Source organism: Aquamicrobium ahrensii (genome assembly GCF_040545755.1).
Lineage (GTDB): Bacteria > Pseudomonadota > Alphaproteobacteria > Rhizobiales > Rhizobiaceae > Mesorhizobium > Mesorhizobium ahrensii.
Map to the genome: position 1 here is coordinate 65279 of NZ_JBEPMN010000013.1, position 25160 is coordinate 90438.

General features: G+C 62.2%; 23 protein-coding genes. 10 read left to right on the forward strand and 13 right to left on the reverse strand.

Going from position 1 to position 25160, the window contains the following annotated elements; all coding sequences use genetic code 11:
* Position 1: 1 nt before the first annotated feature.
* Together ABID44_RS14830 and ABID44_RS14835 are read right to left on the reverse strand one after the other, a co-directional pair.
* Complete coding sequence (locus ABID44_RS14830; protein WP_354152488.1) at positions 2-763, reverse strand: peptidoglycan-binding domain-containing protein; 762 nt, start codon at positions 761-763, stop codon at positions 2-4.
* Positions 738-2504, reverse strand: a complete 1767-nt coding sequence (locus tag ABID44_RS14835) for a sensor histidine kinase (RefSeq protein ID WP_354152489.1) — start codon at positions 2502-2504, stop codon at positions 738-740. The genes ABID44_RS14830 and ABID44_RS14835 overlap by 26 nt, the downstream gene beginning before the upstream one ends.
* A 449-nt stretch (positions 2505-2953) precedes the next feature.
* On the opposite strand from ABID44_RS14835, the gene ABID44_RS14840 reads away from it, so the two are divergent.
* Positions 2954-3280 (forward strand): DUF5330 domain-containing protein, encoded by a 327-nt coding sequence (locus ABID44_RS14840; RefSeq protein WP_354152490.1) that lies wholly within the window; start codon positions 2954-2956, stop codon positions 3278-3280.
* A gap of 83 nt (positions 3281-3363) precedes the next feature.
* Positions 3364-3789, forward strand: a complete 426-nt coding sequence (locus ABID44_RS14845; RefSeq protein ID WP_354152517.1) for a SufE family protein — start codon at positions 3364-3366, stop codon at positions 3787-3789.
* Between the two features lie 10 nt (positions 3790-3799).
* On the opposite strand, the gene ABID44_RS14850 is transcribed toward ABID44_RS14845, so the two are convergent.
* Positions 3800-4330, reverse strand: a complete 531-nt coding sequence (locus ABID44_RS14850; protein ID WP_354152491.1) for a DUF6456 domain-containing protein — start codon at positions 4328-4330, stop codon at positions 3800-3802.
* 282 nt (positions 4331-4612) lie between these two features.
* Entirely contained in the window at positions 4613-5032 is a 420-nt protein-coding gene (locus ABID44_RS14855) for a helix-turn-helix domain-containing protein (RefSeq protein ID WP_354152492.1), read from the reverse strand.
* Between the two features lie 207 nt (positions 5033-5239).
* Here ABID44_RS14855 and ABID44_RS14860 point away from each other — a divergent pair, with 207 nt between their 5' ends.
* Positions 5240-5518 (forward strand): cytoplasmic protein, encoded by a 279-nt coding sequence (locus ABID44_RS14860; RefSeq protein WP_354152493.1) that lies wholly within the window; start codon positions 5240-5242, stop codon positions 5516-5518.
* A gap of 79 nt (positions 5519-5597) precedes the next feature.
* Here ABID44_RS14860 and ABID44_RS14865 read toward each other — a convergent pair whose 3' ends face one another.
* The gene (locus ABID44_RS14865; RefSeq protein WP_354152494.1) at positions 5598-6029 is read right to left on the reverse strand and encodes a Ros/MucR family transcriptional regulator; all 432 of its coding nucleotides are present in this window, start codon (positions 6027-6029) and stop codon (positions 5598-5600) included.
* A gap of 354 nt (positions 6030-6383) precedes the next feature.
* Here ABID44_RS14865 and ABID44_RS14870 point away from each other — a divergent pair, with 354 nt between their 5' ends.
* Positions 6384-8504: a S9 family peptidase gene (locus ABID44_RS14870; protein ID WP_354152518.1), complete on the forward strand. Its 2121-nt coding sequence runs from the start codon at positions 6384-6386 to the stop codon at positions 8502-8504.
* Positions 8505-8510: 6 nt separating this feature from the next.
* Here the strand turns inward: ABID44_RS14870 and ABID44_RS14875 are convergent, their stop codons facing one another.
* The 4 genes from ABID44_RS14875 to ABID44_RS14890 all read right to left on the reverse strand — a co-directional run bounded on the left by ABID44_RS14875 (position 8511) and on the right by ABID44_RS14890 (position 11649).
* Entirely contained in the window at positions 8511-9449 is a 939-nt protein-coding gene (locus ABID44_RS14875; protein WP_354152495.1) for a c-type cytochrome, read from the reverse strand.
* Positions 9450-9458: 9 nt separating this feature from the next.
* Entirely contained in the window at positions 9459-9896 is a 438-nt protein-coding gene (locus tag ABID44_RS14880) for a c-type cytochrome (RefSeq protein WP_354152496.1), read from the reverse strand.
* A 167-nt stretch (positions 9897-10063) separates the two neighbouring features.
* Positions 10064-10666 carry a superoxide dismutase gene (locus ABID44_RS14885; RefSeq protein WP_354152497.1) on the reverse strand — a complete coding sequence of 201 codons (603 nt, stop codon included), beginning with the start codon at positions 10664-10666 and terminating at the stop codon, positions 10064-10066.
* Positions 10667-10770: 104 nt separating this feature from the next.
* On the reverse strand, positions 10771-11649 hold the full coding sequence (locus ABID44_RS14890; RefSeq protein ID WP_354152498.1) for a branched-chain amino acid aminotransferase: 879 nt from the start codon (positions 11647-11649) through the stop codon (positions 10771-10773).
* Positions 11650-11961: 312 nt separating this feature from the next.
* Between ABID44_RS14890 and ABID44_RS14895 the strand changes: the two genes are divergently transcribed.
* Positions 11962-12771: a L,D-transpeptidase gene (locus tag ABID44_RS14895; RefSeq protein WP_354152499.1), complete on the forward strand. Its 810-nt coding sequence runs from the start codon at positions 11962-11964 to the stop codon at positions 12769-12771.
* A 72-nt stretch (positions 12772-12843) separates the two neighbouring features.
* Here the strand turns inward: ABID44_RS14895 and ABID44_RS14900 are convergent, their stop codons facing one another.
* Entirely contained in the window at positions 12844-14391 is a 1548-nt protein-coding gene (locus ABID44_RS14900) for a helicase HerA-like C-terminal domain-containing protein (RefSeq protein ID WP_354152519.1), read from the reverse strand.
* Positions 14392-14586: 195 nt separating this feature from the next.
* Here ABID44_RS14900 and ABID44_RS14905 point away from each other — a divergent pair, with 195 nt between their 5' ends.
* Entirely contained in the window at positions 14587-15891 is a 1305-nt protein-coding gene (locus ABID44_RS14905; protein WP_354152500.1) for a methylmalonyl-CoA mutase family protein, read from the forward strand.
* A gap of 104 nt (positions 15892-15995) precedes the next feature.
* Here the strand turns inward: ABID44_RS14905 and greA are convergent, their stop codons facing one another.
* Both greA and ABID44_RS14915 read right to left on the reverse strand, forming a co-directional pair.
* Positions 15996-16472, reverse strand: a complete 477-nt coding sequence (gene greA / locus ABID44_RS14910; RefSeq protein WP_354152501.1) for a transcription elongation factor GreA — start codon at positions 16470-16472, stop codon at positions 15996-15998.
* A complete protein-coding gene (locus tag ABID44_RS14915) occupies positions 16469-17482 on the reverse strand; it encodes an asparaginase (protein ID WP_354152502.1) in 1014 nt (337 codons plus the stop codon). The genes greA and ABID44_RS14915 overlap by 4 nt, the downstream gene beginning before the upstream one ends.
* A 155-nt stretch (positions 17483-17637) precedes the next feature.
* Between ABID44_RS14915 and betI the strand changes: the two genes are divergently transcribed.
* The 4 genes from betI to betB are packed head-to-tail and all read left to right on the forward strand — an operon-like array spanning position 17638 to position 22926.
* Positions 17638-18231 carry a choline-binding transcriptional repressor BetI gene (gene betI, locus ABID44_RS14920; protein WP_354152503.1) on the forward strand — a complete coding sequence of 198 codons (594 nt, stop codon included), beginning with the start codon at positions 17638-17640 and terminating at the stop codon, positions 18229-18231.
* Complete coding sequence (gene betC / locus ABID44_RS14925; protein WP_354152504.1) at positions 18228-19754, forward strand: choline-sulfatase; 1527 nt, start codon at positions 18228-18230, stop codon at positions 19752-19754. The genes betI and betC overlap by 4 nt, the downstream gene beginning before the upstream one ends.
* A 2-nt stretch (positions 19755-19756) precedes the next feature.
* The gene (gene betA / locus ABID44_RS14930; protein WP_354152505.1) at positions 19757-21409 is read left to right on the forward strand and encodes a choline dehydrogenase; all 1653 of its coding nucleotides are present in this window, start codon (positions 19757-19759) and stop codon (positions 21407-21409) included.
* A 53-nt stretch (positions 21410-21462) separates the two neighbouring features.
* Positions 21463-22926, forward strand: a complete 1464-nt coding sequence (gene betB / locus ABID44_RS14935; protein WP_354152520.1) for a betaine-aldehyde dehydrogenase — start codon at positions 21463-21465, stop codon at positions 22924-22926.
* Here the strand turns inward: betB and ABID44_RS14940 are convergent.
* On the reverse strand, positions 22920-25157 hold the full coding sequence (locus tag ABID44_RS14940; protein ID WP_354152506.1) for a mannose-1-phosphate guanylyltransferase/mannose-6-phosphate isomerase: 2238 nt from the start codon (positions 25155-25157) through the stop codon (positions 22920-22922). The genes betB and ABID44_RS14940 overlap by 7 nt on opposite strands.
* Positions 25158-25160: the final 3 nt, after the last annotated feature.

Consider the following 25160-nt stretch of genomic DNA (forward strand, 5'->3'; position numbering starts at 1 on the left):
GTTAGTCGGTTAGGCCCACTTCGCGCATCTTGATGTAGACAGAGGCGTCCGGCTCGCCGGTGGCGGCGAGACCGAAGATGGACTGGAACTCCCGGATCGCGGCCTTGGTGCGCGCGCCTGCGATGCCGTCGAGCTGAATATCCGGATTTCCGAAGGCTCTGAGGCCCGCCTGAATCTTCACAACCTGGCTCGCGCCGGAAACAATATCCGTGTTCGGTTTCACCGATCCCGTCATGTCATTGCGATTGCCCGGAACAGGCATGGCCGACGCCGGAGCTGCGCCCAGCTGATCGAGCAGTGCATCGTCGACCGCTCCGGTCGGCGCCAGCCCTACCTTGCGCTGATAGGAGGCTATCGCGTCGCGGGTGTTCGGCCCGCTCAGGCCGTCGGGTTCGGCTGTATAGAAACCAAGATCGCGCAGGATGGACTGCACCTGCCGCACAACCGGATCGCCTTTGGGCGCTGCCGGCCGCACCGCCGGGTCCGGGCGTACGATATTGATGGTGGTCTCCGGCTCGGCTGGCTCGGCGACGGGAAAATCCTGCAGGCTTCTGGTGGCGAAAAAAGCGCCTGAATGCGGAAAGGGCTGATACCAGAGCGCATTCGCCGACACGTAGAACAGCGTCACGAGGAACGCCGTCGAGCCGCCAACCAGCACCGGATTGCGCGTGACCATCTCGCCGACGGCGACCGCTCCACGCTGGATCACGCCCGGACGGTTCGACCGCTTTCTGGCCTTAGCCCGTTTTGCGGAGCGAGCCATGCACTTCCTCATTTTTCCTGCCTGCCGGCGTCGCATCCGCCAGCACCACCAGCCTGTCCTTGTCCGCCTTCGGTCCATCGACCGGAATGCTCACTGAAACCGTGGTGCCTTCACCCGGCATGCTGTCGATGGACATGGCGCCCTCATGCAGGCTGACCAGCCCCTTGACCAGCGACAAGCCCAGCCCCGCTCCCTCGAAACCGCGCGTGTAGTCGTTCTGCACCTGTACGAACGGGTGGCCGATTTGGGCCAGATCCTCTTCGGCAATGCCGATTCCCGTATCGCTCACCCAGAAATGCAACCGCGAACCGACACGCCGCGCGCCGATCGCCACCTCGCCGCCCTCCGGCGTGAACTTTATGGCGTTGGAGGCCAGGTTGATCAGGATTTGCTGAATGGCGCGACGGTCGGCATTCACCTCGCCCGTATCGGCAGCCACCCGCATTTCCAGCCTGATTTTCCTGGTTTCGGCCTGCAACTGCATCATGGCGCGGCACATTTCGGCGGCTTCCGCGAAGCGGAACGGCTCCGGATTGGTGCGGTAGGCGCCCGCCTCGATGCGCGACACGTCGAGGATCGACGTCACCACTTCCAGCAGATGCTGCCCGGAATCACGTACCAGCGTGACATACTCCTTCTGCCGCGGATCGTTGAACGGCCCGAACATCTCATGCAGCAACATATCGGAAAAGCCGATGATCGCATTGAGTGGCGTACGCAGTTCATGGCTGACGGCGGCGAGGAAGCGGCTCTTCGTCACCTCGGCGCTCGCCGCGCTCTCCTGCGCTTCGCACAGCGCCTGCCGCAGTTCGGCCACTTCGGAATTGTCGCGCAGCAAGGCGAGGAACGCATTGCCTTCCTCGTCGCCTCTGGCCAGTTCAAACATGAAAGGCTTGTGGCTGCTCGTGCTTTCGTCTGTCGCCTTCGGCAGGCGAACGCGCATTTCCACAGAAGCGGAAATCGCACCGTCGCGCATATCGGCAAGAGCGTTGAGATAGCTGATGCGGTCGGCGATGTGGATGCGATCGAAGAGAGCGTTGCCAAGCAGAAGATGAGGCGCCAGGCCGAGCACGGCGTTCGTGCGCTCACCGGCGTCAAGCACATCGCCCTGCCTGTTGATCCGTAGAAGGACGGCGCTCGTCAGCCCCTCGACATCGAGATCGGCCGCGGTTTCCATTTTGACATCGCCGTCATGTCGGAACCCGGCCCAGCGAGGAACAAGCGTCGCGCCCCAGGCCAGCGGCAGAAGCCAATGCCAGGGCGCAGGCTGCACATAAGCGGGCAGCGCCGCTTCACCCGGCAGGAATTGCATGAGCGCACCGGCGATTGCCGCGGCGGCTCCGGCCAGCGCCCAGCGCCTCGACCGGCTGACCCAGAATGCTTCCACGACAGGTGCAGCCAGAAGCAATGCGGCTGGTGATGCAAGCCCGCCCGAAAAGGCGACAAGAGCGCCGATAGCCAGCGCCGAGATGGCAAGAATCGCGGTGCCGGATTCCACATGGCGACCGCTCGCCGACACCAGCAGGGCAGCGAGCCAGCACACGCCAAAGATGGCGAGAATGGTCGCCAGCGTCGCCGACGCGCCGAGGCTGGCGGTTACAAGCATAACCGCGCTTCCGGCTGCAAGGAACGGCGCGGCAAGCATGACGCCGATGAAACGGGCATGTCTGGCGCGCGCCGTTTTTTCGGTCACGCAGCCATGCACGAGACGCTCGCAGCCCGTCGCAACCGCGTCAGGCAATCCAACGTATCTTGCCGCAATCGAACTCAACTCAACGCCTCGTACACACCTGCTTCGCAGATCGTTTCTGATTGGACCTGAAAGTCGCATCCAGCCTTTAAGGAATGGATAAAGCACCGCGCGCGCGATCCATTTCGGGGTCATTTTTCCGTAGAAAGGCCTCATGAAAGGCGTCAATTCACCCCATGGTAAATGTCGGGTTAGCCGCGAGCACAATCTGAAGGCGATCCTCACGACAGCTTGCAAGCGGACCTTTCAACGCTGAATCAAAAGGATAGGTTGAACCGGTCACCATGTCTTCACGCAGGTTCCGCGTGGGAGGCAAATGCGAGGTGCACGGGAATTATTTCAAATTTTAATAAAATTCCTGTCTTGCTTGCAATCGCTCCTTGGTGCGGTCCAGCTAGGATGGCGCGAGTTGAGCAAGGGGCTCTGGAAAGAAGAAGAACATGGGTTTCCTGATCAGGTTTGCGTTCTGGTTTTCTCTGGTGCTGCTTGCCCTGCCCTTCGACGTTGGGCCGGACGGAAGCGGTCGTGAAAGCGTCAATCCGATTCAGGCGCTGCTGGCGGCGCGCGACGCGGTGGGCGATATCGCCGGCATGTGCGACCGTCAGCCGGATGTCTGCGAAACCGGCGCTTCCGCAATCCATACCGTCACGGAGCGCGCCAGGATCGCGGCGCGCCTGGCCGCAACCATGATCGAGGATGCACCGGCCACATCTGCGCCTTCACCCCAGGAACCCGTCACGACCGGCAGTATCCCTTCCAAAGACTGAGCATCCTCACCTTTGTGGAGCGGCGGGCCGTTCTGGCGTTTTTTTCCGTGACGCGACCCTTTCCCGACACTATATCCAACCGCATGGTGACGACGATCCAAAGCATATTCGACGACTTCGCCCTGCTCGACGACTGGGAAGAGCGGTACCGCTATGTCATCGAACTCGGAGAAGCGCTTCCCGAGTTCCCGGAAAGCGAACGTACGCCGGGAAACAAGGTGCCGGGTTGCGTCAGCCAGGTGTGGCTGACCACAGGCTATGGTGACGGCTCCGATCCAGTCATCACCTTCAGTGGCGATTCCGATGCGCATATCGTGCGTGGACTCGTCGCCATCCTTCTGGCCTTGTACTCGGGCCAAAGGGCAAGCGACATTCTCGACATCGACGCGGAAGGCACGTTGCGCAAGCTCGGCCTCGACGAGCACCTCACCCCGCAGCGCTCCAACGGGCTGCGCTCCATGGTCAGGCGCATCCGCACGGATGCGGACAGAGCACGTCAGGCCGTTTGAGTTCCATCTTCTAGGACCCGTGCATGCTCGGCTTGTAGTCCTGCGCGCCCCAGTGCAGCATGCGCGCCGGCTTGCTTTCGTCCGACGCCGCCTTCGGCCAATAATGGCGGGCCAGCGCGGACAGCGCAGTCTTGAGCACAATCTTGCCTGACCTTACGGGCCACGCGCGTTCAAGCTCGACCGTTTCCATGCCTTTCAGGAAACAGCATACGTCTATCAGCACGCCGGAAAGCTCGGGGCCTACCGCTGCAATTGCCTTTTCGACCCGCAACCGCGCGGCAAGCGCCACTTCCGTCAGTTCCGCCGCACCGCCCGCTCCGGAACGTTTGCCGGACGCAACGCTGGCAATCCAGTTGGCGCCGAGGCGGGGCATGATCTGACCACGGGTGTAGTCTGCGCGAAGTCGTTCGCCTGCCTCGAACTCGCGTGCAGAGAGGAACGGATTTCCTGTTTTCGTGCGCAATCTCGCCAGCTGCGCGAGAGGCGACTCCGACAGATTGACCAGAATTGGTCGGGCCTCGCCGGCTACATCGGCGTACACTGCGCCTGCTTCACGCCGCCTATTCCCGGACGACCGGGCGGCCGTAAGATCGTGCGCTATCTCAAATCCTGTTCGCGACAAGGAAATTTCGACTCCGCGCACAGTGACGATCCCTTCCGAAACCAGCCATTGAAACACATCTTCGTCAACCGAAACGGCGCCTCTATCGCCTGCCTCGACCAGCAGCTTGCCGCCTTGTGCAGCTTGCGTCACGCGTCCCGATCCTTTGGACAGAAAAGTCAGGAGACGAGCAGGCAATTCCCGAAAAGACCCCGGCATCAGTCAAAACCCCAGTCGGCTGCGGAATGCGGCGGAGGCGATCTGCTCGAACATATGCACGACCCGGTCGAATTCAGGGTCGTCGCGCAGATCCTCGATGGTCTGGCAGGCGTGCATCACCGTCGTGCGGTCACGTCCGAAGCCGCGTCCCACGTCGCTCATGGTCATGCGCAGCACCACATGGGCCACATACATGGCGATCTGACGCACGCGCGACACCGGCTGAGACGTCCTGCCCGCCTTTCGGAGCTCCTTCGAGGAGAGCGCAAACAGCGCGGAGGCAATGTCGATCAGGCATTCGCACACCTCCAGCGCGATCTCATCCTTCCGTTTGGGAAGGACATGGCCGGGACAGTCGCCTGCCTCGGGTTCGGTGGTCAGATGTACGGGATCGTCCGGGATAGGAGTGAGATTTGCCTGCACGAAACTTTCTCCAAAATAGGAATATCTTCCTTATAGGAGGTTTCGGACGATATGTGAACAAACAACGAACATCGATCTCTGTCAACATTCCATAGGATATTGATATTGAACGATTTTCATCACCCTCACACAGGTGCGGCAGGAATTTTACTCCCCACCCTCCGCTGGCGGATCGAAAGTAGGCGCCTTGTTTCAGGGAGATGACAGATGCGATCGCTGCAGCGAGATGCCAGCAGATTTGCGAGGCACAGGCAGGAAAAGGCGACAGAGGCAGGCCAGCGCGTGGCGTTGCGGCTGCTGTGCGGGCTCGATCTTGAAGACGTAATGGCAGCCGGAAGCCAGGAAAAACTCCGGCTCATCGAGCGTGTGGACCGCTTGCTTGAGCGTGAGCGTCTCAGGGGGTTGCGACGACACTGGAGCTACGATCTGAACCGCCACATAGCCTTGAAGCAGGCGCGCGACCGGCTGCGGGAGATGAAAGGATAGGGGATCGGGACAATCCAGAACTAAAAAACGGCGCGGTGAAGCGCCGTTTTCTGTTCTTGCGCCTGATTTGGCGCTCTGCTCAGTGGCTCTTGCGCTTGCGGCCCAGACCCATTTTCTTAGCCAGTTCGGAACGGGCGGCGGCATAGCTCGGCGCAACCATCGGGTAGTTGGCGTCCAGGCCCCACTTTTCACGATACTGCTCCGGCGTCAGCCCATAGTGCGTCATGAGGTGACGCTTGAGGGATTTGAACTTTTTGCCGTCCTCCAGACAGATGATGAAGTCGTCATGGACGGATTTTTTTGGATTCACTGCAGGCTTCTGTTTGTCGACGGGCTGCGGTTCCGCCGAAACACTGCCCCCTACCCGGCCGAGTGCGGCATGGATGTCTGCAATCAGGTTCGGCAATTCGGAAGCCGGCACCGGATTATTGCTCACATAGGCTGCCACGACATCAGCTGTAAGTTCGATCAGCGTGTCGATATTTTTCGGAGATGTTTCGGCAGTGTCCATGATAGTGAAATCCCAACGAGAGACGTGATGACGATGCCAGTGATCGTTTCAAGGGCATCTACGGATTCTGAGGTTGCAGACCTCGACTGCGATTCGGCCTGCGTGATTTTCATGATACCTGATGACTGTCAAGTCAATCACCTCTTTCGGTCGCTTCGGTAATCATTCAATGTTTTTTACATCTGAAGTACTCAATTATTAATACACAAGTTCAAACTCCAGTCGCCCGAGGCCACACCTCAACTGCTTGTCCAACAAGAGAACTATTACAAATTGAGCCCGCAACGCCGGACAGGACTTGAACCCGGATGCATGTCATGGTCATTCACCTGTGAAAGAAACGGAAATGACATGATGACGACGACTATGCCTTTTGAGCAGGCGCAGCCCCCCCGCCCGGAGCAACGGCCCCACTCCGACACGCGGCACGGCATCGCCCGCTCCGACGAATATGCATGGATGCGGGCCGAGAACTGGCAGGAAGTGTTCCGCGACCCCTCGCGGCTCGATCCCGCCATACGCGCGCATCTGGAAGCCGAGAATTCCTATCAGGAAAGGCTCATGGCCGACACGGTCGAGCTCCGTAAAATCCTGTTCTCCGAGATGAAGGGGCGCATCAGGGAGGATGACTCGTCCGTGCCCATGAGGGACGGCCCTTATGCCTATGGCTCATCATACAGACTCGGCGGCCAGCATCCCCGCTACTTCCGCAAGGCTTTGGAAGGCGCGCCGGATGAGGAAATCCTGCTCGACGGCGACCGCGAGGCAGAAGGCAAGGCCTATTTCCAGCTCGGAGGCATAGATCATTCGTCAGATCACAAGCGTCTTTTATGGGCGTATGACGACAAGGGTTCCGAATTCTACACCCTGCGTGTGCGCGACATCGCCACCGGCGCCGAACTGCCGGACCGGGTCGAGAGCACCGGAGGCGGCGGCGCATGGGCTGCCGACAATGACGGTTTCTTCTACACGCTGCTGGACGACAACCACCGGCCCTCGAAAGTGCTGTTCCACAGGCTGGGAGATGACATTGCGAACGCCCGCCTGATCTATGAAGAAACCGACCCCGGCTTTTTCATGAGCGTGGGCGGCACGCGCCGCAACGACTGGATCATGATCAGCATCAGCGATCATGAGACATCGGAATATCGCATCCTTCCTGCGGCCGATCCCTTCGCCGAACCCCGGCTCGTTGCGCCACGCGAGACCGGCCTCCAGTACGACCTGGAGGAAGGCGGGGATGTCTTCTTCATCCTGACAAATGAAGGCGACGCCAAGGACTTCAAGATCATGACCGCGCCGGCGACCGACCCCGTACGCGCAAACTGGGAGGAACTGGTTCCGCACCAGCCGGGACGCCTCATCCTGTCAATCGCCGGCTTCAGCAATTATCTAGTCCGCCTCGAACGTTTCGAGGGACTGCCACGGATCGTCGTGCGGGAGCGCGCCACGGGCGAGGAACATGCCATTGCTTTCGATGAGGAAGCCTACTCGCTCGGCATGGCCGGATCGTATGAATACGATACGGACGTGCTGCGCTTTTCCTATTCGTCCATGACCACGCCTGCGCAGGTGTTCGACTACGACATGCGCACGCGCACGCGCACCCTTCTCAAGACGCAGGAAGTTCCTTCCGGTCACGATCCGGACGCCTATGTCACCCGGCGTCTGATGGCTGCGGCGGAAGATGGCGAGATGGTTCCCGTCTCCCTCCTCTACCGCCGTGACACGCCGCTGGACGGGTCTGCGCCATGTCTGCTGTACGGTTACGGCTCCTATGGAATCAGCATCCCCGCTTCCTTCAACACAAACTGCCTGTCGCTGGTGGATCGCGGCTTCGTCTACGCCATCGCGCATGTCCGGGGCGGCAAGGACAAAGGCTATTCCTGGTACGACGACGGCAAGCGAGCGCACAAACAGAACACCTTCAGGGACTTCATCGCAGTCGCGAAGCACCTCGCCGGCGAAGGCTACACGGCGCACGACCGCATCGTCGCGCATGGCGGCTCGGCTGGCGGGATGCTGATGGGCGCAGTAGCGAATATCGCGCCGGAGGTCTTTGGCGCCATCATCGCTGAAGTTCCTTTCGTCGACGTGCTCAACACGATGCTCGACGCGTCGCTGCCGCTCACGCCCCCGGAATGGCCGGAATGGGGAAATCCCATCGCTTCGGAAAAAGACTACAAGACCATCGCCGCCTACTCGCCCTATGACAATGTGGGCGCGCGCGACTATCCGCCGATACTGGCGCTCGCCGGTCTCACCGACCCGCGTGTCACCTATTGGGAGCCGGCGAAATGGGTCGCGCGGCTGCGCGATCGCAAGAGCGGCGACAATCCCGTCCTGTTCAAGATCAACATGGATTCCGGCCATGCTGGCGCTTCCGGCCGCTTCTCGCGGCTGGAGGAAATCGCCTACACTTACGCGTTCGCACTGAAAGTCACAGGCAGGGCCGGCGTCACGCCGGTTTCTTAAGCCCCGTCAGGGCCGGCGCGCCGGATAGCCATTCGGATGCGCCGGTATGGCCTTGAGATAGGCCGCGATCGCTTCGCGGTCTTGTGGGGTGAGTTCGGCCATGTTTTTTTGCACCTCGACCATCGATCCGCCGACGGAATCGAAGTCGGGCGTGAAGCCGGTTTCGAGATAGCCGGAGATGTCCGCTTCGGACCAGTCGCCGATACCACCCTCGCCGGAAGTGATGTTGGGCGTCACGCCTTCGCCCTCCGCAGCGACCGCGCCGGCCAGCCACTTGCCTTTGTCTGTGCCCCCGCCGAAATCGCGCGGCGTGTGGCATTCGCCGCAATGGCCCGGCCCTTCGACCAGATATTGCCCCGCCAGCACCTTGTCGGATGCGCCGGCGATATCCACCGCCGGGCCATCGTTCATATAGAGCAGTTTCCAGAGGCCGATGCCCCGGCGGATATTGAATGGAAACGCCAGCTCATGCCCGGCTGTCCGCCCCGCCACTGCTGGCAATGTCTGCATGAAAGAAAACAGATCGGCGATGTCCTGCGGCTTCATGCGTGCATAGGACGTGTAGGGAAAAGCCGGATAATAGTGTCTGCCGTCCGGTGAAACGCCCTTCAGCATCGCTGCGGCGAAATCGTCCGGCGTCCAGTTGCCGATGCCGTCCTTTGCATCCTGCGAGATGTTGGGAGCAATGAAGGTGCCGAACGGCGTTCTGAGTTCCAGGCCACCGGCAAGCTGGAAGCGGGCGTCGCCTTCCGCACCCTTGGCTGCATGGCAGGGCCCGCATCCGCCGGCATGGAAGATACGCAGCCCGCGCTCCGCGTTTCCAGGTTCCGCGGCCGCCATGATCCGGTTATCCAGTTGCTGTGGCGCGGAGAGGAACCAGCCTGCTGCCGCACCCGCTGCAACCACGACGCCGAAAACGGCGCCGACTTTTCCACTCCTGGACATGAGCGGCGATCAACCCTTGCGGATGCGAAAGTTTTCGTGGCACGCGCCGCAGCTCGCACCGATGGCGCCGAATTTCGCCTTGAGCGCATCCAGATCGGCCGGCGCATCCGCGACTGCCGCATCGACCGCGTCTTCGAATTTCTTTTCGGCGTCGCTGAAGCCGTCCGGGTTCTCCCAGATCGCGGGCGCGGCGGTCGTGTCGCCCGTATTGGAGCCTTCGGGATAAAGCGCTTCGATATCGAATCTGCCGGCATTGTCCTTCATCGCCTGCAACGTCGTCAGCACAGCGGCGGCGTCGAACGGCTGCTCGCCTTTCACCACCTTGGCAAGCTCGCCGGTCAGCTTGCCTCGCTCCTTCATCAGGGCCTGCCGGTCGCCAAGGGGGTCGGCGGACGCCGCAGTTCCGGCAAGGGCGAGGATGGAGATGGCGAGTAGAAGTTTTCTCATGCGTGGCTCCGTATCTGGCGAAGAAACGTGGCTATTCCGAAGGAATCGGAGGATGGGGCCTAAGCTGTCCCAAAATGTGGAGGATTGCCCATCACGCTTGCGTGAGGCGTGGGTGAAGGCGAAAAAACAAGGCCCCGGACTGGCCGGGGCCTTGCGCTTTAAAACGATCAGGCGCTGGCCTTCTCGTACATCTCCAGCACGTAATCCCAGTTGATCAGGCTGTCGACGAAAGCTTCGAGATATTTCGGGCGGGCGTTGCGATAGTCGATATAATAGGAATGTTCCCACACATCGACGCCGAGGATCGGCGAAGCGCCGTGAACCAGCGGGTTCTCGCCGTTCGGGGTCTTGGAAATTTCCAGCTTGCCGTCCTTGACCGAAAGCCAGGCCCAGCCCGAGCCGAACTGCGTGGCGCCTGCATTGGTGAAGTCGGCCTTGAACTTGTCATAACCGCCGAGATCGCTGTCGATCGCCTTCTGAAGCGCGCCCGGTAGCTTGTTGCCGCCACCGTCCTTCTTCATCCATTTCCAGAAATGGATGTGGTTGTAGTGCTGGGCGGCGTTGTTGAAGAGGCCCTGGTTCTTGCCGAACGATTGCTTGACCACTTCCTCGACCGAGAGATCACCCATGCCGGCTTCCGCCGCCAGCTTGTTGCCGTTGTCGACATAGGCCTTGTGGTGCTTGTCGTGGTGATACTCGAGCGTCTCCTTGGACATGAAAGGCTGAAGAGCCTCGTAGTCATATGGGAGATCGGGAAGTTCGAAAGCCATTGGTCTTACTCCTCAAAAAAAATCCGGCGGGTTACCGGACTAACATAGGTCTCTATGCCTCGGGAACAACTCCCGCCAGCAGGCAATGGGCACCTTTTATGTGGTCACGCGGCGGAAGTCGAATGCGCCCATTCCCAATAAAGCTCCCGCCCTTTCCTGGCCACAGGCCCTGCCGGCAATTCCCGGTCCTCGAAACGGGTCACAGGCACCACCTTTGAGTGATTCCCGGTGGAAAATATCTCGTCGGCGTCGCGGAAATCGCGCACCGTCAGCGTCTTTTCAGTGGTTCGGAAACCATAGTCCGCCAATAATCGGATCGTGCGGGCACGCGTGATTCCGGCGAGGAACGTGCCGTTGGCGGCTGGCGTGAAGACGTGGCCATCCTTCACCATGAAAATATTGGTCGAGCCGGTCTCGGCCACATTCCCCAGCATGTCCAGCACCAGCGCATTGTCGAAGCCGCGCATTCGCGCCTCCATGATGGCGCGCGCATTGTTGGGGTAAAGACACCCGGCCTTGGCGTTGGTGGGCATGGTTTCGATGGTCGGCCTGCGGAACGGCGACACGGTGACCGAAAACCCTTCCGGGGCAAGCATTGGCGATTCGTAGAGACACAAGCAGAATCGGGTCGAGGCCGGGTCAGCCGGCACGCCCATATAACCACCATGCTCTGCCCAATACATGGGACGGATGTAGACGGCTGTCTTGCCGTCGAACTTTTTCAGGCCATCCCGGGTCAGTTCCACGATCCGGTCGGCGCTCATGGTCGGCTTCAGGCCCAGCGCAATCGCAGACGCATTGACGCGAGCCGCATGAAGATCGAGATCGGGGGCCACGCCTTCGAACCAGCGCGCTCCGTCGAATACGGTCGAGCCCAGCCACATGGCATGGCTCATCGGCCCGATCAGCGCGACATTGCCCTCATGCCAGTCGCCGTCCACATAGGTCCAGGTCGTCGTGCGCGCTTTTTCCGCCAATGTCATGTTGTTTCCAGTCCGTCCGGTTTTTAACCAATGTCTCATTGGTCTTCTCTTGCCGCCCGCCCGTCAATCACGAAGACGTCATAACCATTGATCCAGAGCCGTCCATATAATCTGTTTACCTTCCTTTCAGCAGCGCTGGTTAGGTTCGGACAACCCGTTGCCGATCGGCAACAGTGGAACCTTAGTCACATGTTCGCCTTTATTTATCCTCCCTGCGGCCAGATTCGGCGCTACCTATCGGCCCGGTCGGGAGAGGCGACGCCGCCGAGGGCGCGCCGATATGAACAGTAAGAAAGATCGAGACCGCAGCTTATGGCAACAGATTCATCTCCCGTCCTGCTGACAAGGCGTCGTTTCCTCAATATGGCGGCGATGGGCGCAGCGGCAGCTACCGTATCGGCCTGCACCACTACGGGCCCGTCCGTTCCGCTTGCCCCCCCGGAACCGCAAGCCCAGCCCGAGCTCGGCAGCTACGACATCATGTATGGCCCCGTATTCGACGGCGGCTACGAGGTTCCCGCGGTCCCCTACCGCAAGATCGATGCGAAATTCCTGCGCCAGATCGTGCGCGATCCGACCGGGGAGCGCCCCGGCACCATTGTCGTCGACACCTCCGAACACTTCCTCTATCTCGTCCGTGAAAATGGCGAGGCCATACGCTACGGCGTCGGTCTCGGCCGGGCCGGTTTCGAGTGGGCGGGACGCGCGGTCGTCCAGTACAAGCGCGAATGGCCGAAGTGGACGCCTCCGGATGAGATGATCGCCCGTCAGCCGGAACTGGAAAAATACAGCGTGCGCAATGGCGGAATGCCGCCCGGCCTGATGAACCCGCTTGGCGCGCGCGCTCTCTATATCTTCCAGAACAATGAAGACACGCTCTACCGTATCCACGGTTCGCCGGAATGGCATTCAATCGGCAAGTCGATCTCGTCAGGCTGCGTGCGCCTGATGAACCAGGATATCATCGACCTCCACAGCCGCGTTCCCGGCAAGACGCCCATTCTCGTCACAAGCGGGCTTGGCGCGCGGGTTGCCAGCCACGATCCGGGCGGCGTGCCTGTCGATGCGGGTGTGCCGGAAGACTCCACCCTGCTCGGTCGCGTCAGCCGTTCGTGGCTCTGACGGCAGGCTGAACGCTTCAATAAAAAGGCGGCGCATGGAGCGCCGCCTTTTTTTGAATTGCGTCGCAAACTGCTATTTTCGACTCAGGCTGCCGAGAATGCCGCGCACGAGCGCGCGCCCTACGGAAGATCCGACCGAACGGACCACCGACTTGATCGCGGCTTCCGTCACGGTCTGGCGATTGGATGGCCGTGGCGCGGCGGTTCCGCGGGTGCGGGTGGTTGGCGCGGGAGCATTGCCGAAATCGGGCAGCGTCCAACCCGTCCCGCTGCCGGTCTGCGCCGGGGGCTGCGCCTGCTGCTGGGTGGCCTGTGCTTCCAGCGCGCGCTTCTGGAGAATTTCAAAGGCGGATTCGCGATCGATCGGCTGGTCGTACTGACCGGCCACCGGGCTCATCGCCATGATCTTCTGCCGTTCCTGCGGCGTCACCGGTCCGAGCCGGGAGGATGGCGGGCGGATGAGCGTCCGCTGCACCATCGACGGAACGCCCTTGTTCTCCAATGTGGAAACCAGCGCCTCGCCGGTGCCAAGCTGGGTGATCGCCGTGGCGCAATCGAAATCCGGGTTGGGCCGGAACGTGTCGGCCGCCGTCTTCACCGCCTTCTGCTCGCGCGGCGTATAGGCGCGCAATGCGTGCTGGATGCGGTTGCCCAACTGGGCCAGCACCGTCTCCGGCACGTCGAGCGGGTTCTGCGTCACGAAGTAGACGCCGACGCCCTTGGAGCGGATCAAACGCACGACCTGCTCGACACGGTCGACCAAAGCCTTCGGCGCACCATCGAACAAAAGATGCGCCTCATCGAAGAAGAAGACCAGCTTCGGCTTGTCAGGATCGCCTACCTCGGGCAGCACCTCGAACAGCTCCGACATCAGCCACAGCAGGAAGGTCGCATAGAGGCGCGGATTCATCATCAGCTTGTCGGCGGCCAGCACGTTGATAGCGCCGCGCCCGTCGCGCGTTGTGCGCATCAATTCGGCGATGCGCAACGCCGGTTCGCCGAAGAAATTGTCGCCGCCCTGCTGCTCCAGCACCAGCAGCGAGCGCTGGATCGCGCCCACCGACTGCCTGGTGACATTGCCATAGCGAGCGCCGATCTCGGCGGCCCGTTCGGCAAGATTGGAAAGCAACGCCTGCAGATCCTTCATGTCGAGCAGAAGCAGGCCTTCCTCATCGGCGATACGAAAAGCGATGTTCATCACGCCTTCCTGCGCCTCGGTGAGGTTCATCAGCCGCGACAGCAGCAGCGGCCCCATCTCCGAAATGGTCGCGCGGATGGGATGGCCCTGCTCTCCGAACAGGTCCCAGAAGATCACCGGGAATTCCTGGAACTCATACGGATCGAGGTGAATTTCCTCAGCCCTTTTCAGCAGAAAATCCTTGGCCTCACCCATCATGGAGATGCCGGAGAGATCGCCCTTGATGTCGGCGCAGAACACCGGAACGCCGGCGTTGGAGAAGCCCTCGGCCAATATCTGCAAGGTTACCGTCTTGCCGGTGCCGGTCGCCCCTGTGACCAGTCCGTGCCGGTTGCCGTAGCGCAGCAGAAGGGTCTCCGCCTCCTGATAACTATCGTCAGGCTTGCGGCTTGCGCCAAGGAAAATGCTGTCGTCACCTGCCATCATCAGTTCTCCGCAATCCCGAATGGTCCAGAGCTTACTGGCCACCTTCCGGTATAGTAAGGCAGCGGGCAAATTCAAAGATGCATCTTCTTCCTCCTCCTCCATCTGTTGCATTGCGGTAGAGAAGCAGGGACCGTACACTGCGCGGGATCCGGCCAATGCGTGGCCGCGGGGGTGCAGCAGAGGAATAAATTCTTGACCGATACAGCAGCAGATCGCCACGGCCAGGAGAAGCGGTGGCGTGCCTTCGCCGAAAGGGTGCTTGGCGGCGAGGCTCGCCACGACGGCGGCGCCGGTTCGAGGCGTTGGATCGCGTGCCAGCGCATCGACGATCCGGATGTCGAACGCGCCCGCGCCCAGATCGCCGAAGATCTCGCCAATGGCGCGACAGGGCTGGCGCTCTTGTTCGACGGCGCGCCCAACGCTTTTGGCTACGGCCTGCCCGGCACGGCCGAGGCTCTGGAGCAGGTGCTGGAAGGCGTGCCGCTGGATCGGATCTATCTCAGAATAGACGTGCATCCCGCCAGCCGCGCCATGGCCGACTGGCTGGTGAGCCTGCTCAGTCGTGGCAAGGTCGACCCCGGGCGTCTCAACCTTTCCTTCGGCATCGATCCGGCGGCGACCTTCGCCGGCACCGGTCGCCTGCGCATGAGCATCGAAGCCTTGCAGGCGTCGATGCCGCAATCGCTGGCGCATTTCTTCGCCATGGACCTTCCGGGCATCCTGCTGGAAGCAGACGGGCGCGTGCTGCACAACGCAGGCGCCAGCGAGGCTCAGGAGCTTGGCGCGATGCTTGCCTCGGCAGCCGGGCATCTGCGGCTTTTCGAGGAAGCGCGGCAGGCGCTGGTCTATGCCGCGCCACATATCGGCTTTGCGCTGGGCGTGGATGACGACGTTGCGCTGTCGGCCGCCAAAATCAAAGCGTTGCGCGTTCTGTGGACCCGCTTGCAGGAAAATTTCATGATCGCGCCTGCGCCCGCCGCGATCCATGCCGAAACCTCGATGCGCATTGTCGAACGAGACGATCTCACCGGAAACGTCGCCCGCAACGCCGCCGCCTGTTCGGGTGCGGTTGCCGGCGGCGCGGATTCAATAGCAGTTCTGCCGCACACCATCGGGCATGGCCTGCCGGAGGAATCCGCCCGGCGCGTCGCTCTCGACATCCAGATGATGATGACGCATCACGACGTCGAAACCTCCGACGACATCAACGTGCTTACCAATAACCTTGCAGAGCAGGGATGGGCGGAATTCCAGCGCATAGAGCAGGAGGGCGGTATTTTGCCAAGCCTCAGGGCCGGGCACATTCAGTCCCGCGTCAGGGCCTCCGCCCGACAGCGATTGCAGGCCGGCGCGGGCAAGCGCGCGACCCGTGCGAATGCGGAAGGCACGGTCCCGACCCTTGCGGCGGAGCGCCATTCCGCCCCAACCGATGGGGTCGTCTTCTGCGAGGCGCTGCACCCGCTGGGAATGGACGCCGTGGCTGGCGACGCGCCCTGACCCTCATCGATTATAATTCTGCTCGCAACGCAGCGAGCCAAAGCGACAAAGCTGGCGCGGCCGCCTTTCCACGATCCTGCCGCACATGACGAAATGCCGGATCTTCAGGCGTCCGCCGTCAGCGCCACGATCTCCCACTCGCGAGCGTTGACGGTCACAAGGTCACCGACCTTGCGGCCGAACAAGGCCTGCGCCATGGGCGAGACGTGCGAGATCGAGCCTTTCGCCGGTTCGGCTTCATCCTCGCCCACGATCCTCCACCGGGCCGTCTTGCTGTCTTCATCCTCCAGCGAAACCGTCATGCCGAAGCGCACGACATCCGAATCCGCTTCCGGTAAGGACAGTTCGGCACTTTCGCGCCGCGCGGTCCAGTAACGCAAGTCGCGCGCCATCAGCGCCACGCGCTCACGATCTTCATCCGACTCCACGTCCGCCATTTCCTCACGCAGCCGCGCGAGTTCGGCCTCGATCATCGCAAGGCCGCTTCGCGTGACGAGATTGCGATGCGGGCTCACCGGGCGTTCGCCAAGCGCCGACGCCGCATTCTCGTTATCTTCCTCTCTCGTAAAGGCCCTGCTCATAGCTGCTCGACCAATGCTCCTCCCGGTCTCATTTCGCCCACCTTCACGCCGTTGCGGCTTAGTATCGGCTGTATCGCCTGCCCGTGCAAATTTCCGGCCAGGTCCTCATCTTTCGCCAGCAGCTTCGCCAGCACACCGGCAATGGTGATTTCGGCGGCACGTATTGCGCCATCATCGCATTTCAGCGCGATCCCGAGGCCCAGTTGCGGAATGGCCGCGCAGTAGACACCTTCCGCCCCCATCTTGACGAAGATGCGGCCGGGCGCGGCCTTCATCAGCCGCTCGTCGGCGCAGCCTGTGCCGGACACCATGAACGGTTCGGCCATGCAGGCCGAAAGGAGGCGACGCGCCGCATTCGCCCTCACCGGCCCCAATCCCGTACCTGTCGCCATTCTTGCAAATCCGGCGGCGAAGCTGCGCAGCGGCACGGCATAGGTGGGTATCGAGCAGCCATCAACGCCGCAGTGGTCCGCGTCATGGGCCGCGCCCGTCACCGCTTCCATGGCGTCGCGCACCATATCCTGCAATTCATGTCCGGCAGCCACGTAACCGCGATGCGCCACCCCGGAATGGCGACAGGCGCACAGAAAGCCCGCATGCTTGCCGGAGCAGTTGTTGTGCAAGGCGTTCGGCACGCCGCCGCTGCGCGCCAGCGCTATGGTCGCCGCATGATTGCCCGGCCAGTGGACGCCACATTCCAGCGCCGTCTCGTCCAGTCCCGCCCTTGCGAGCATCGACCGCGCCGTCTCGACATGCTCCGGTTCGCCTGAATGCGAGGCGCATGCCAGCGCCAGTTCGCGGTCTCCGAAGCCGTAAGCGTCAGCCGCGCCGCTTTCCACCAGCGGCAGCGCCTGTATGGCCTTCACCGCAGAACGCGGGAAAACAGGCTTCGCCGTATCGCCAATTTCCCAGACCAGCTTGCCCTCCCCATCGCAGACGGCGACAGCGCCACGATGCAGGCTTTCCACCACAGCGCCGCGAAGCACCTCAACCAAAACCGGATTCGTCATGTCTGTTCAGTCCTCAGCGATCGGCGATCTTGGACAGAGACATAGCCGCCAAATACGGTTCTGCTCAAGCCGATCCCTATCGCCCAACAGGAGAACGACTATTTTGTTGATTGATCAGTCAATTAAAAATACCATCGCCGCAAGGAGAATTCGAAATGCCAAAAATCGGTATGGAGCCGCTGCGCCGCAAGGCGCTGATCGACGCGACCATCTCCACCATCGGCGAACGCGGCACGCTCAACGTCACCGTGGCGGAGATTGCCGGGCGGGCTGGCGTATCTTCCGCGCTGGCGCATCACTATTTCGGCCCGAAGGAAGAACTTTTGCAGGCCACGATGCGACAATTGCTTGCCGATCTGGGCCGCGACACCGTTTCCGCCTTGCGCGGGGCGGCCACGCCGCGCGAACGGGTGTCGGCAGTCATCACCGTCAATTTCAACGCCGGCCAGTTTCGGGAAGAAACCGTGCATGCCTGGCTCGCCTTCTATGTCGAGGCCCAGAACTCGCCGCTGCTGCGACGGTTGCTGCGCGTCTATGCGCGGCGGCTGCACTCCAACCTGATGAGCGGGCTCCTGCCGCTCACCTCGCGCCCGGAAGCTGAACGCATGGCCGAGGCCATCGCGGCCCTGATCGACGGGCTCTACATCCGCCGCGCCTTGCGCGATGGCCTCCCAAACCCGGCAAGCGCCACATCGCTTGTGGAAGATTATGTCGACGCGAAACTCGAAAGGCAGGCCAACGCACCATGAGCGCTCGTCCGAACGTCCTCATCCTGATGGTCGACCAACTTGCGGGACCCCTGTTCCCGGACGGTCCGGCCAGCTTTTTGCACACGCCCAATCTGAAGGCGCTGGCGGCGCGGTCGGCCCGCTTCCGCAACAATTACACCGCCTCTCCGCTTTGCTCCCCCGCCCGGGCCTCCTTCATGAGCGGCCAGCTTCCATCACGCACGGGCGTCTATGACAACGCCGCCGAGTTCGCCTCCTCGATCCCCACCTTCGCCCATCATTTGCGCGCCGCTGGCTACTACACCTGCCTGTCGGGCAAGATGCATTTCGTCGGGCCGGACCAGTTGCATGGCTTCGAGGATCGGCTGACCACCGATATCTATCCGGCCGATTTCGGCTGGACGCCGGACTACCGCAAGCCCGGCGAGCGCATCGACTGGTGGTATCACAATCTGGGCTCCGTCACCGGGGCGGGCGTCGCCGAGATCACCAACCAGATGGAATATGACGACGAGGTCGCCTTCCTCGCCGGCCAGAAACTCTACGACCTCTCGCGCCAGTCCGACGTGGCCGGCCGCCGCCCCTGGTGCCTGACGGTCTCCTTCACCCATCCGCACGACCCCTATGTCGCACGCCGCCAGTACTGGGACCTCTACGAGGGCTGCCCGCAACTGGAGCCGGAAGTCGGCTTCATCCCCTGTGAGGAGCACGACCCGCATTCGCAGCGCCTCTATCTGGCCAGCGACTATGCGAGCTTCGACATCACACCGGAGCAGGTGCGCCGCTCGCGCCAGGGTTACTTCGCCAACATCTCCTATATTGACGACAAGGTGGGTGAACTGCTCGACGTGCTCGAACGCACCCGCATGCTGGACGACACCGTCATCCTGTTCTGCTCCGACCATGGCGACATGCTGGGCGAGCGCGGCCTGTGGTTCAAGATGAGCTTCCTCGAGGGCTCGGCCCGCGTGCCGCTGATGATCGCCGGACACGGCGTCGCCCCGGCCCGTATCGACACCCCCGTCTCCAACCTCGACATCTGCCCGACGCTTTGCGATCTCGCCGGCATCGACATTTCCGGCATCATGCCATGGACGGACGGGCAATCGCTCAAGCCGCTCCTGCAAGGCGGCGCGCGCACCGAACCCGTGCTGATGGAATATGCAGCCGAAGGCTCCTACGCCCCGCTGGTCGCCATCCGCGAGGGCAAATACAAGTTCGTGCATTGCGAGATCGACCCGCCGCAACTGTTTGATCTGGAATCGGATCCGCTGGAAGCCAACAACATTGCGGCCGACCCTCAACATGAGTCTCTGGTCGCCGGATTTATGGAAAAAGTCCGCGCCCGCTGGGATATGCCCGCCTTCGACGCCGCCGTGCGCGAGAGCCAGGCGCGGCGCTGGGTCGTCTATCCGGCGCTACGCAACGGCTCTTATTTTCCATGGGATTTCCAGCCGCTCAGACAAGCTTCCGAGCGCTACATGCGCAACCACATGGACCTCAACGTTCTGGAGGAACAGAAACGGTTTCCGCGAGGTGAATAGCCATGCATGAGGCAGATTTCGTCATCATCGGCTCCGGCTCCGCCGGCTCGGCCATGGCCTACCGGCTTTCCGAGGATGGCAGGCATTCGGTCATCGTCATCGAGTATGGCGGCACCGATTACGGCCCGCTGATCCAGATGCCGTCCGCCCTGTCGATCCCGCTCGGCATGTCGCGCTACGACTGGGGGTTCGCCAGCGAGCCTGAGGCGCATCTGGGCGGACGCGTTCTGGCCACGCCGCGCGGCAAGGTTCTGGGCGGCTCCTCCTCCATCAACGGCATGGTCTATGTGCGCGGCCACGCCCGTGATTTCGACCATTGGGCCGAGGAAGGCGCGACCGGCTGGGGCTATGCGCATGTGCTGCCCTACTTCAAGCGCATGGAACACTCGCATGGCGGCGAGGAAGGCTGGCGGGGCGTTGACGGGCCCTTGCATGTCCAGCGCGGCAAGCGCGAAAACCCGCTCTACGCCGCCTTCATCAAGGCAGGCAGGCAGGCGGGCTTCGAACTGACCCGGGACTACAACGGCTCAAAACAGGAAGGCTTCGGGCCGATGGAGCAGACCATCCATGGCGGCCGCCGCTGGTCCACCGCCAACGCCTATCTTCGCCCTGCCCTGAAACGGAAAAACGTTCGCCTTGTCAGCGGCTTCGCGCGAAAAGTCGTGATCGAGAATCAACGCGCAACCGGCGTCGAGATCGAAGCTCGCGGAAAGATTCAGGTCGTTAAGGCGCGACGTGAGGTGATCGTCGCCGCCTCCTCGATCAACTCGCCCAAAATCCTGATGCTGTCGGGCGTCGGTCCCGCCCGGCACCTGCAGGACAACGGCATCGCCGTGGTGGCGGACCGGCCGGGCGTCGGCGCCAATCTTCAGGATCATCTCGAACTCTACATCCAGCAGGAATCGACCCAGCCAATCACGCTGAACTCCGTGCTGAACCCCTTCTCCAAGGCGTTGATCGGGGCGCGGTGGCTTCTGTTCAAGAGCGGGCTTGGAGCCACCAACCATTTCGAGGCGGCGGCCTTCCTGCGTTCCGCGCCCGGCATCGACTATCCCGACATCCAGTATCATTTCATTCCCGCCGCCGTGCGCTATGACGGCAAGGCGGTGGCCGACACGCATGGCTTCCAGGCCCATGTCGGTCCGATGCGCTCTAAATCGCGCGGCTCGGTCACGTTGCGTTCGCCCAATGCATGGGACAAGCCGGTCATCCGCTTCAACTACATGTCACACCCCGACGACTGGCTGGAATTCCGCCACTGCATCCGCCTCACCCGCGAAATCTTCTCGCAAGCGGCTTTCGATCCCTATCGCGGCAGGGAGATTTCTCCCGGCGAGGATGTGCAGAGCGACGATGAGCTCGACGTCTTCATTCGCGAGCACGCCGAAAGCGCGCTGCACCCTTGCGGCACCTGTCGCATGGGTCGCGCCGACGATCCTATGAGCGTGGTGGACCCCGAATGCCGGGTTATCGGCGTGGAAGGCTTGCGGGTGGCGGATTCTTCGATCTTTCCGCGCATCACCAACGGCAATCTCAACGGACCTTCGATCATGACCGGCGAGAAGGCCGCCGACCATATTCTGGGCCGCACACCGCTGCCACCGTCCAATCAGGAACCATGGATCAATCCGCGCTGGCAAGAGTCGGACAGATAAAGCATGATCCGCCCCACCTGCCCGATCCGATAGAAGTTTCCGGAGCCCCCATGATGCGCGCCCAGCCAACCGCCTCCCACTATGTCAATGGACGCTATATCGACGACGATCGCGGCACGGAGATCGCGGTCATCTATCCGGCGACGGGCGAGCGCATCGCAACACTGCATGCGGCCACGCCCAACATCATCGAACTGGCGATCGAGTCCGCGCGCGCCGCCCAGGTCGAATGGGCGCGCATCAAGCCGGTGGAGCGCGGCCGCATCCTGCGCCGCGCCGCCGACATATTGCGCGAACGCAACGAGGCGCTGGCGCGGCTCGAAACGCTCGACACCGGCAAGGCCATTCAGGAAACGCTGGTTGCCGACGCGCCTTCCGCCGCCGATTGCCTCGAATATTTCGCCGGCGCCGTCGCTAGCTTCAACGGTGAGTTCATCGATCTCGGCGGCCCCTTCGCCTATACGCGGCGCGAGCCGCTCGGCGTCTGCGTCGGCATCGGCGCATGGAACTATCCCATCCAGATCGCCGGCTGGAAATCGGCCCCGGCGCTCGCCATGGGCAACGCGATGGTCTTCAAGCCATCCGAGAACACACCGCTTTCGGCGCTGGCGCTGGCGGAAATCTATTCCGAGGCCGGCCTGCCGGACGGATTGTTCAACGTGGTGCAGGGCTATGGCGAAGTGGGGTCGGCGCTGGTTGGCCATTCTTCCATCGCCAAGGTTTCGGTCACCGGCTCCGTCGCCACCGGCAAACGGGTTCTGGCGCAGGCCGGGGCGGAGATGAAACACGCCACGATGGAACTTGGTGGCAAGTCGCCGCTCATCGTCTTTGACGATGCCGATCTCGAAAACGCCATCGGCGGCGCGATGCTCGGCAATTTCTATTCCACCGGACAGGTCTGCTCCAACGGCACCCGCGTGTTTGTCCAGAAGGGCCTGCACGACCGTTTCGTCGAGCGTCTCGCCGAGCGCACCAAGAAAATCCGCATCGGCGATCCGCTCGATCCCGAAACCCAGATGGGGCCGCTGGTCAACAAGGCACAGCATGAGCGCGTGCTGTCCTATATCGAAGCGGGCAAGCAGGAAGGCGCGACACTCGCCTGCGGCGGCAATGTTCCCGCCCTGCAAGGCTTCGATGGCGGGTTCTTCGTGGAGCCGACCGTCTTCACCGGCGTGACCGACGACATGCGCATCGCGCGGGAAGAGATTTTCGGCCCGGTAATGAGCGTGCTGGCCTTCGAGGATGAGAGCGAGGCGATAGACCGCGCCAATGGCACCGAATTCGGCCTCGCCGCCGGCGTCTTCACCCGCGACATGGCACGCGCCCATCGTGTCATCGGCGAGTTGCAGGCCGGAACCTGCTGGATCAACGCCTACAATCTCACCCCGGTCGAGATGCCATTCGGCGGCTACAAGCAGTCCGGAATCGGCCGCGAGAATTCGCTGGCCGCACTCCAACACTATTCGCAGATCAAGTCGGTCTATGTGGAGACCGGCGACGTCGACAGCCCTTACTGAGCTCTCTCGTCCGTCGCGTCGAGATACTGCATCAGCGCGTAGACGAGGTGGTAGAAGATCGAGGCCGGCACCTCGCCCGCCACCGACCGGCCGCGCTCATCGATACGGTCGACCCACAGTCCGACAGGCGCGGGATCGATATGCCAGCGGAAAAGGCGGCCCACGCGCGCCTCGACCTCGGGTTTGAGATCGGGTCCATCGGCCCTGTCCAGCGCGATCGAAGCCTTGATCGCCTCCGTCTGAGGCCAGCTCCGCGACACCCGATCGAGCGGCATGCCCTGTTTCGACACCGCGCCATAGGCTAGCCCGGTCGCCCGGTTGAGGCCGTTTGCTACGGCGGAGGCGTAGAGCTTGCGGGCATAGACGGTCAGGCTTTTCTGACCGCTGCGGTTGGCGAAATCGATCAGCAGGGACGCCCATTCGAAATGATGACCGGGCTCGGTCCAGTCCCCCTTGCCCTCCGCCGCCGGAGCCCAGCCGTCCTGGAAATATTCGCCGACCGTCCAGCTTTCGGCATCGAAGAAATAGCTGCGGAAGAGATCGACGATGCGGGCGGCGCGGCGCAGATAGGTGCGGTCGCCCGTCGCCTCATGCCAGGCTAGAAACGCTTCCAGCAAATGCATATGCGGGTTGGAGCGGCGCAGGCTGCCGCCTTCCGGCGCTTCGAGAAAACCGGCAAGACTGCTGTCCTCCAGATGCTCGTCAAGGAAAGCGAAAGTCTCCCGGCCAAGCTTCAACGCATCCGCATTGCCGCACATATGAGCATGCGCCAGCGCCAGCAGAACGCAGGAATGGTCGTAGGCGTCTTCCGTCGCATCGCTCACCGAGCCGTCGACATTGAAGGTGCGCGCCCAGCCGCCGCGATCCGTGCGGCCGCGCGACATGAATTCCAGACCGTGGGAGATCAGCCGGTCGGCCGGACCGTCCCAGCCGCGCGCTTTCGCCACGGCGAAGCCATAGACCTGTCGCGCCATGGTGCGCATGCGCTTGGGTCTGGCCAGCGGCACGGCATCGAGGCCCAGCGCTTCATGGAACCCACCATGAACTTCGTCCACGCCAACCGTGGACCATAGCGGCAGCGCTTCCTCGAACAGCCAGTGCCGCACCCGCCCGCGCCAAGCGCCGCTTTCCACCACGCGATCATGCGAGGGCGTGAAGCGTGTTTCCAGCCGGCCGCTCTTTTCAAGCTGCTGCACCACCTTGCGCACATTCTGGCTGTGCGACACCGGGGCCACGAAGGTCGCATCGGCGGTGGCGACGACCGCCGTACCGTTCAACCCGACCGCCGACAGAAGCCGTCCATGGCTGCGGATATAGGAATTCTGGCAATCGATGGCGACGACATCGCCGATGATGACATTGCCGTTCTCATCGGAAGGACCGACGTCGAGCAGCGACTGCCAGGAGCCGAGATCGTTCCAGCGGAAACCAGCCTGCACCATGGCGATATGCCCGGCGCGCTCCATCACCGCATAGTCGATGGAATCGGAGGGAATAGCGGCATAAAGCTCTTCCGGCATGTAGAGGCCGGAGAGATCGCTCGTGGCCGCCGCAAACGCCTTTTCCGTCGCCCCCCAGATCTCTGGCTGGAAGTGCAAAAACGCATCGCGCATCACACTTGCGCGAAACAGGAAGATGCCGGCGTTCCAGTAATAGTTGCCCGCCGCGACATATTTCTGCGCCGTTTCGACATCGGGTTTCTCCACGAAGCGGGAGACGTCGAACACGCCGCCATTTTCCGCGCCAACCTCGATATAGCCATAGCCGGTCTCGGGCTGGTCGGGGCGAATGCCGAACACCACCAGCCGCCCCTCGCTCGCCGCCGCAACGCCCTGCTCCACGGTCTGCCAGAATTGCGCCGTGGTGGAAATCTCGTGATCGGACGGAACCACCAGCACCAGACTGTCGCCGAAGTCGGCCAGCGTGCGCAGCGTGGCCAGCGCCACGGCGGCTGCCGTATTGCGCCCCACCGGTTCGAACAACACCCCGCCTCCGGCAAGGTCGATGCTATTTATGTCGGCATGCACCCGCCCGGAATGGCGTTCGGACGCGATCAGGAATACCGGAGCAGCACCGGCAGTGCGCCCCGTCATGCGGCGCAACGTCTTGGCGAGCATCGAGCCATCGCCCGACAGGTCATGGAACTGCTTGGGATTGTCCTCGCGCGAGAGCGGCCAGAGCCGCGAACCCACGCCGCCGCTCATCACGAAACAGGCAATGCGTTCGCTCATGAT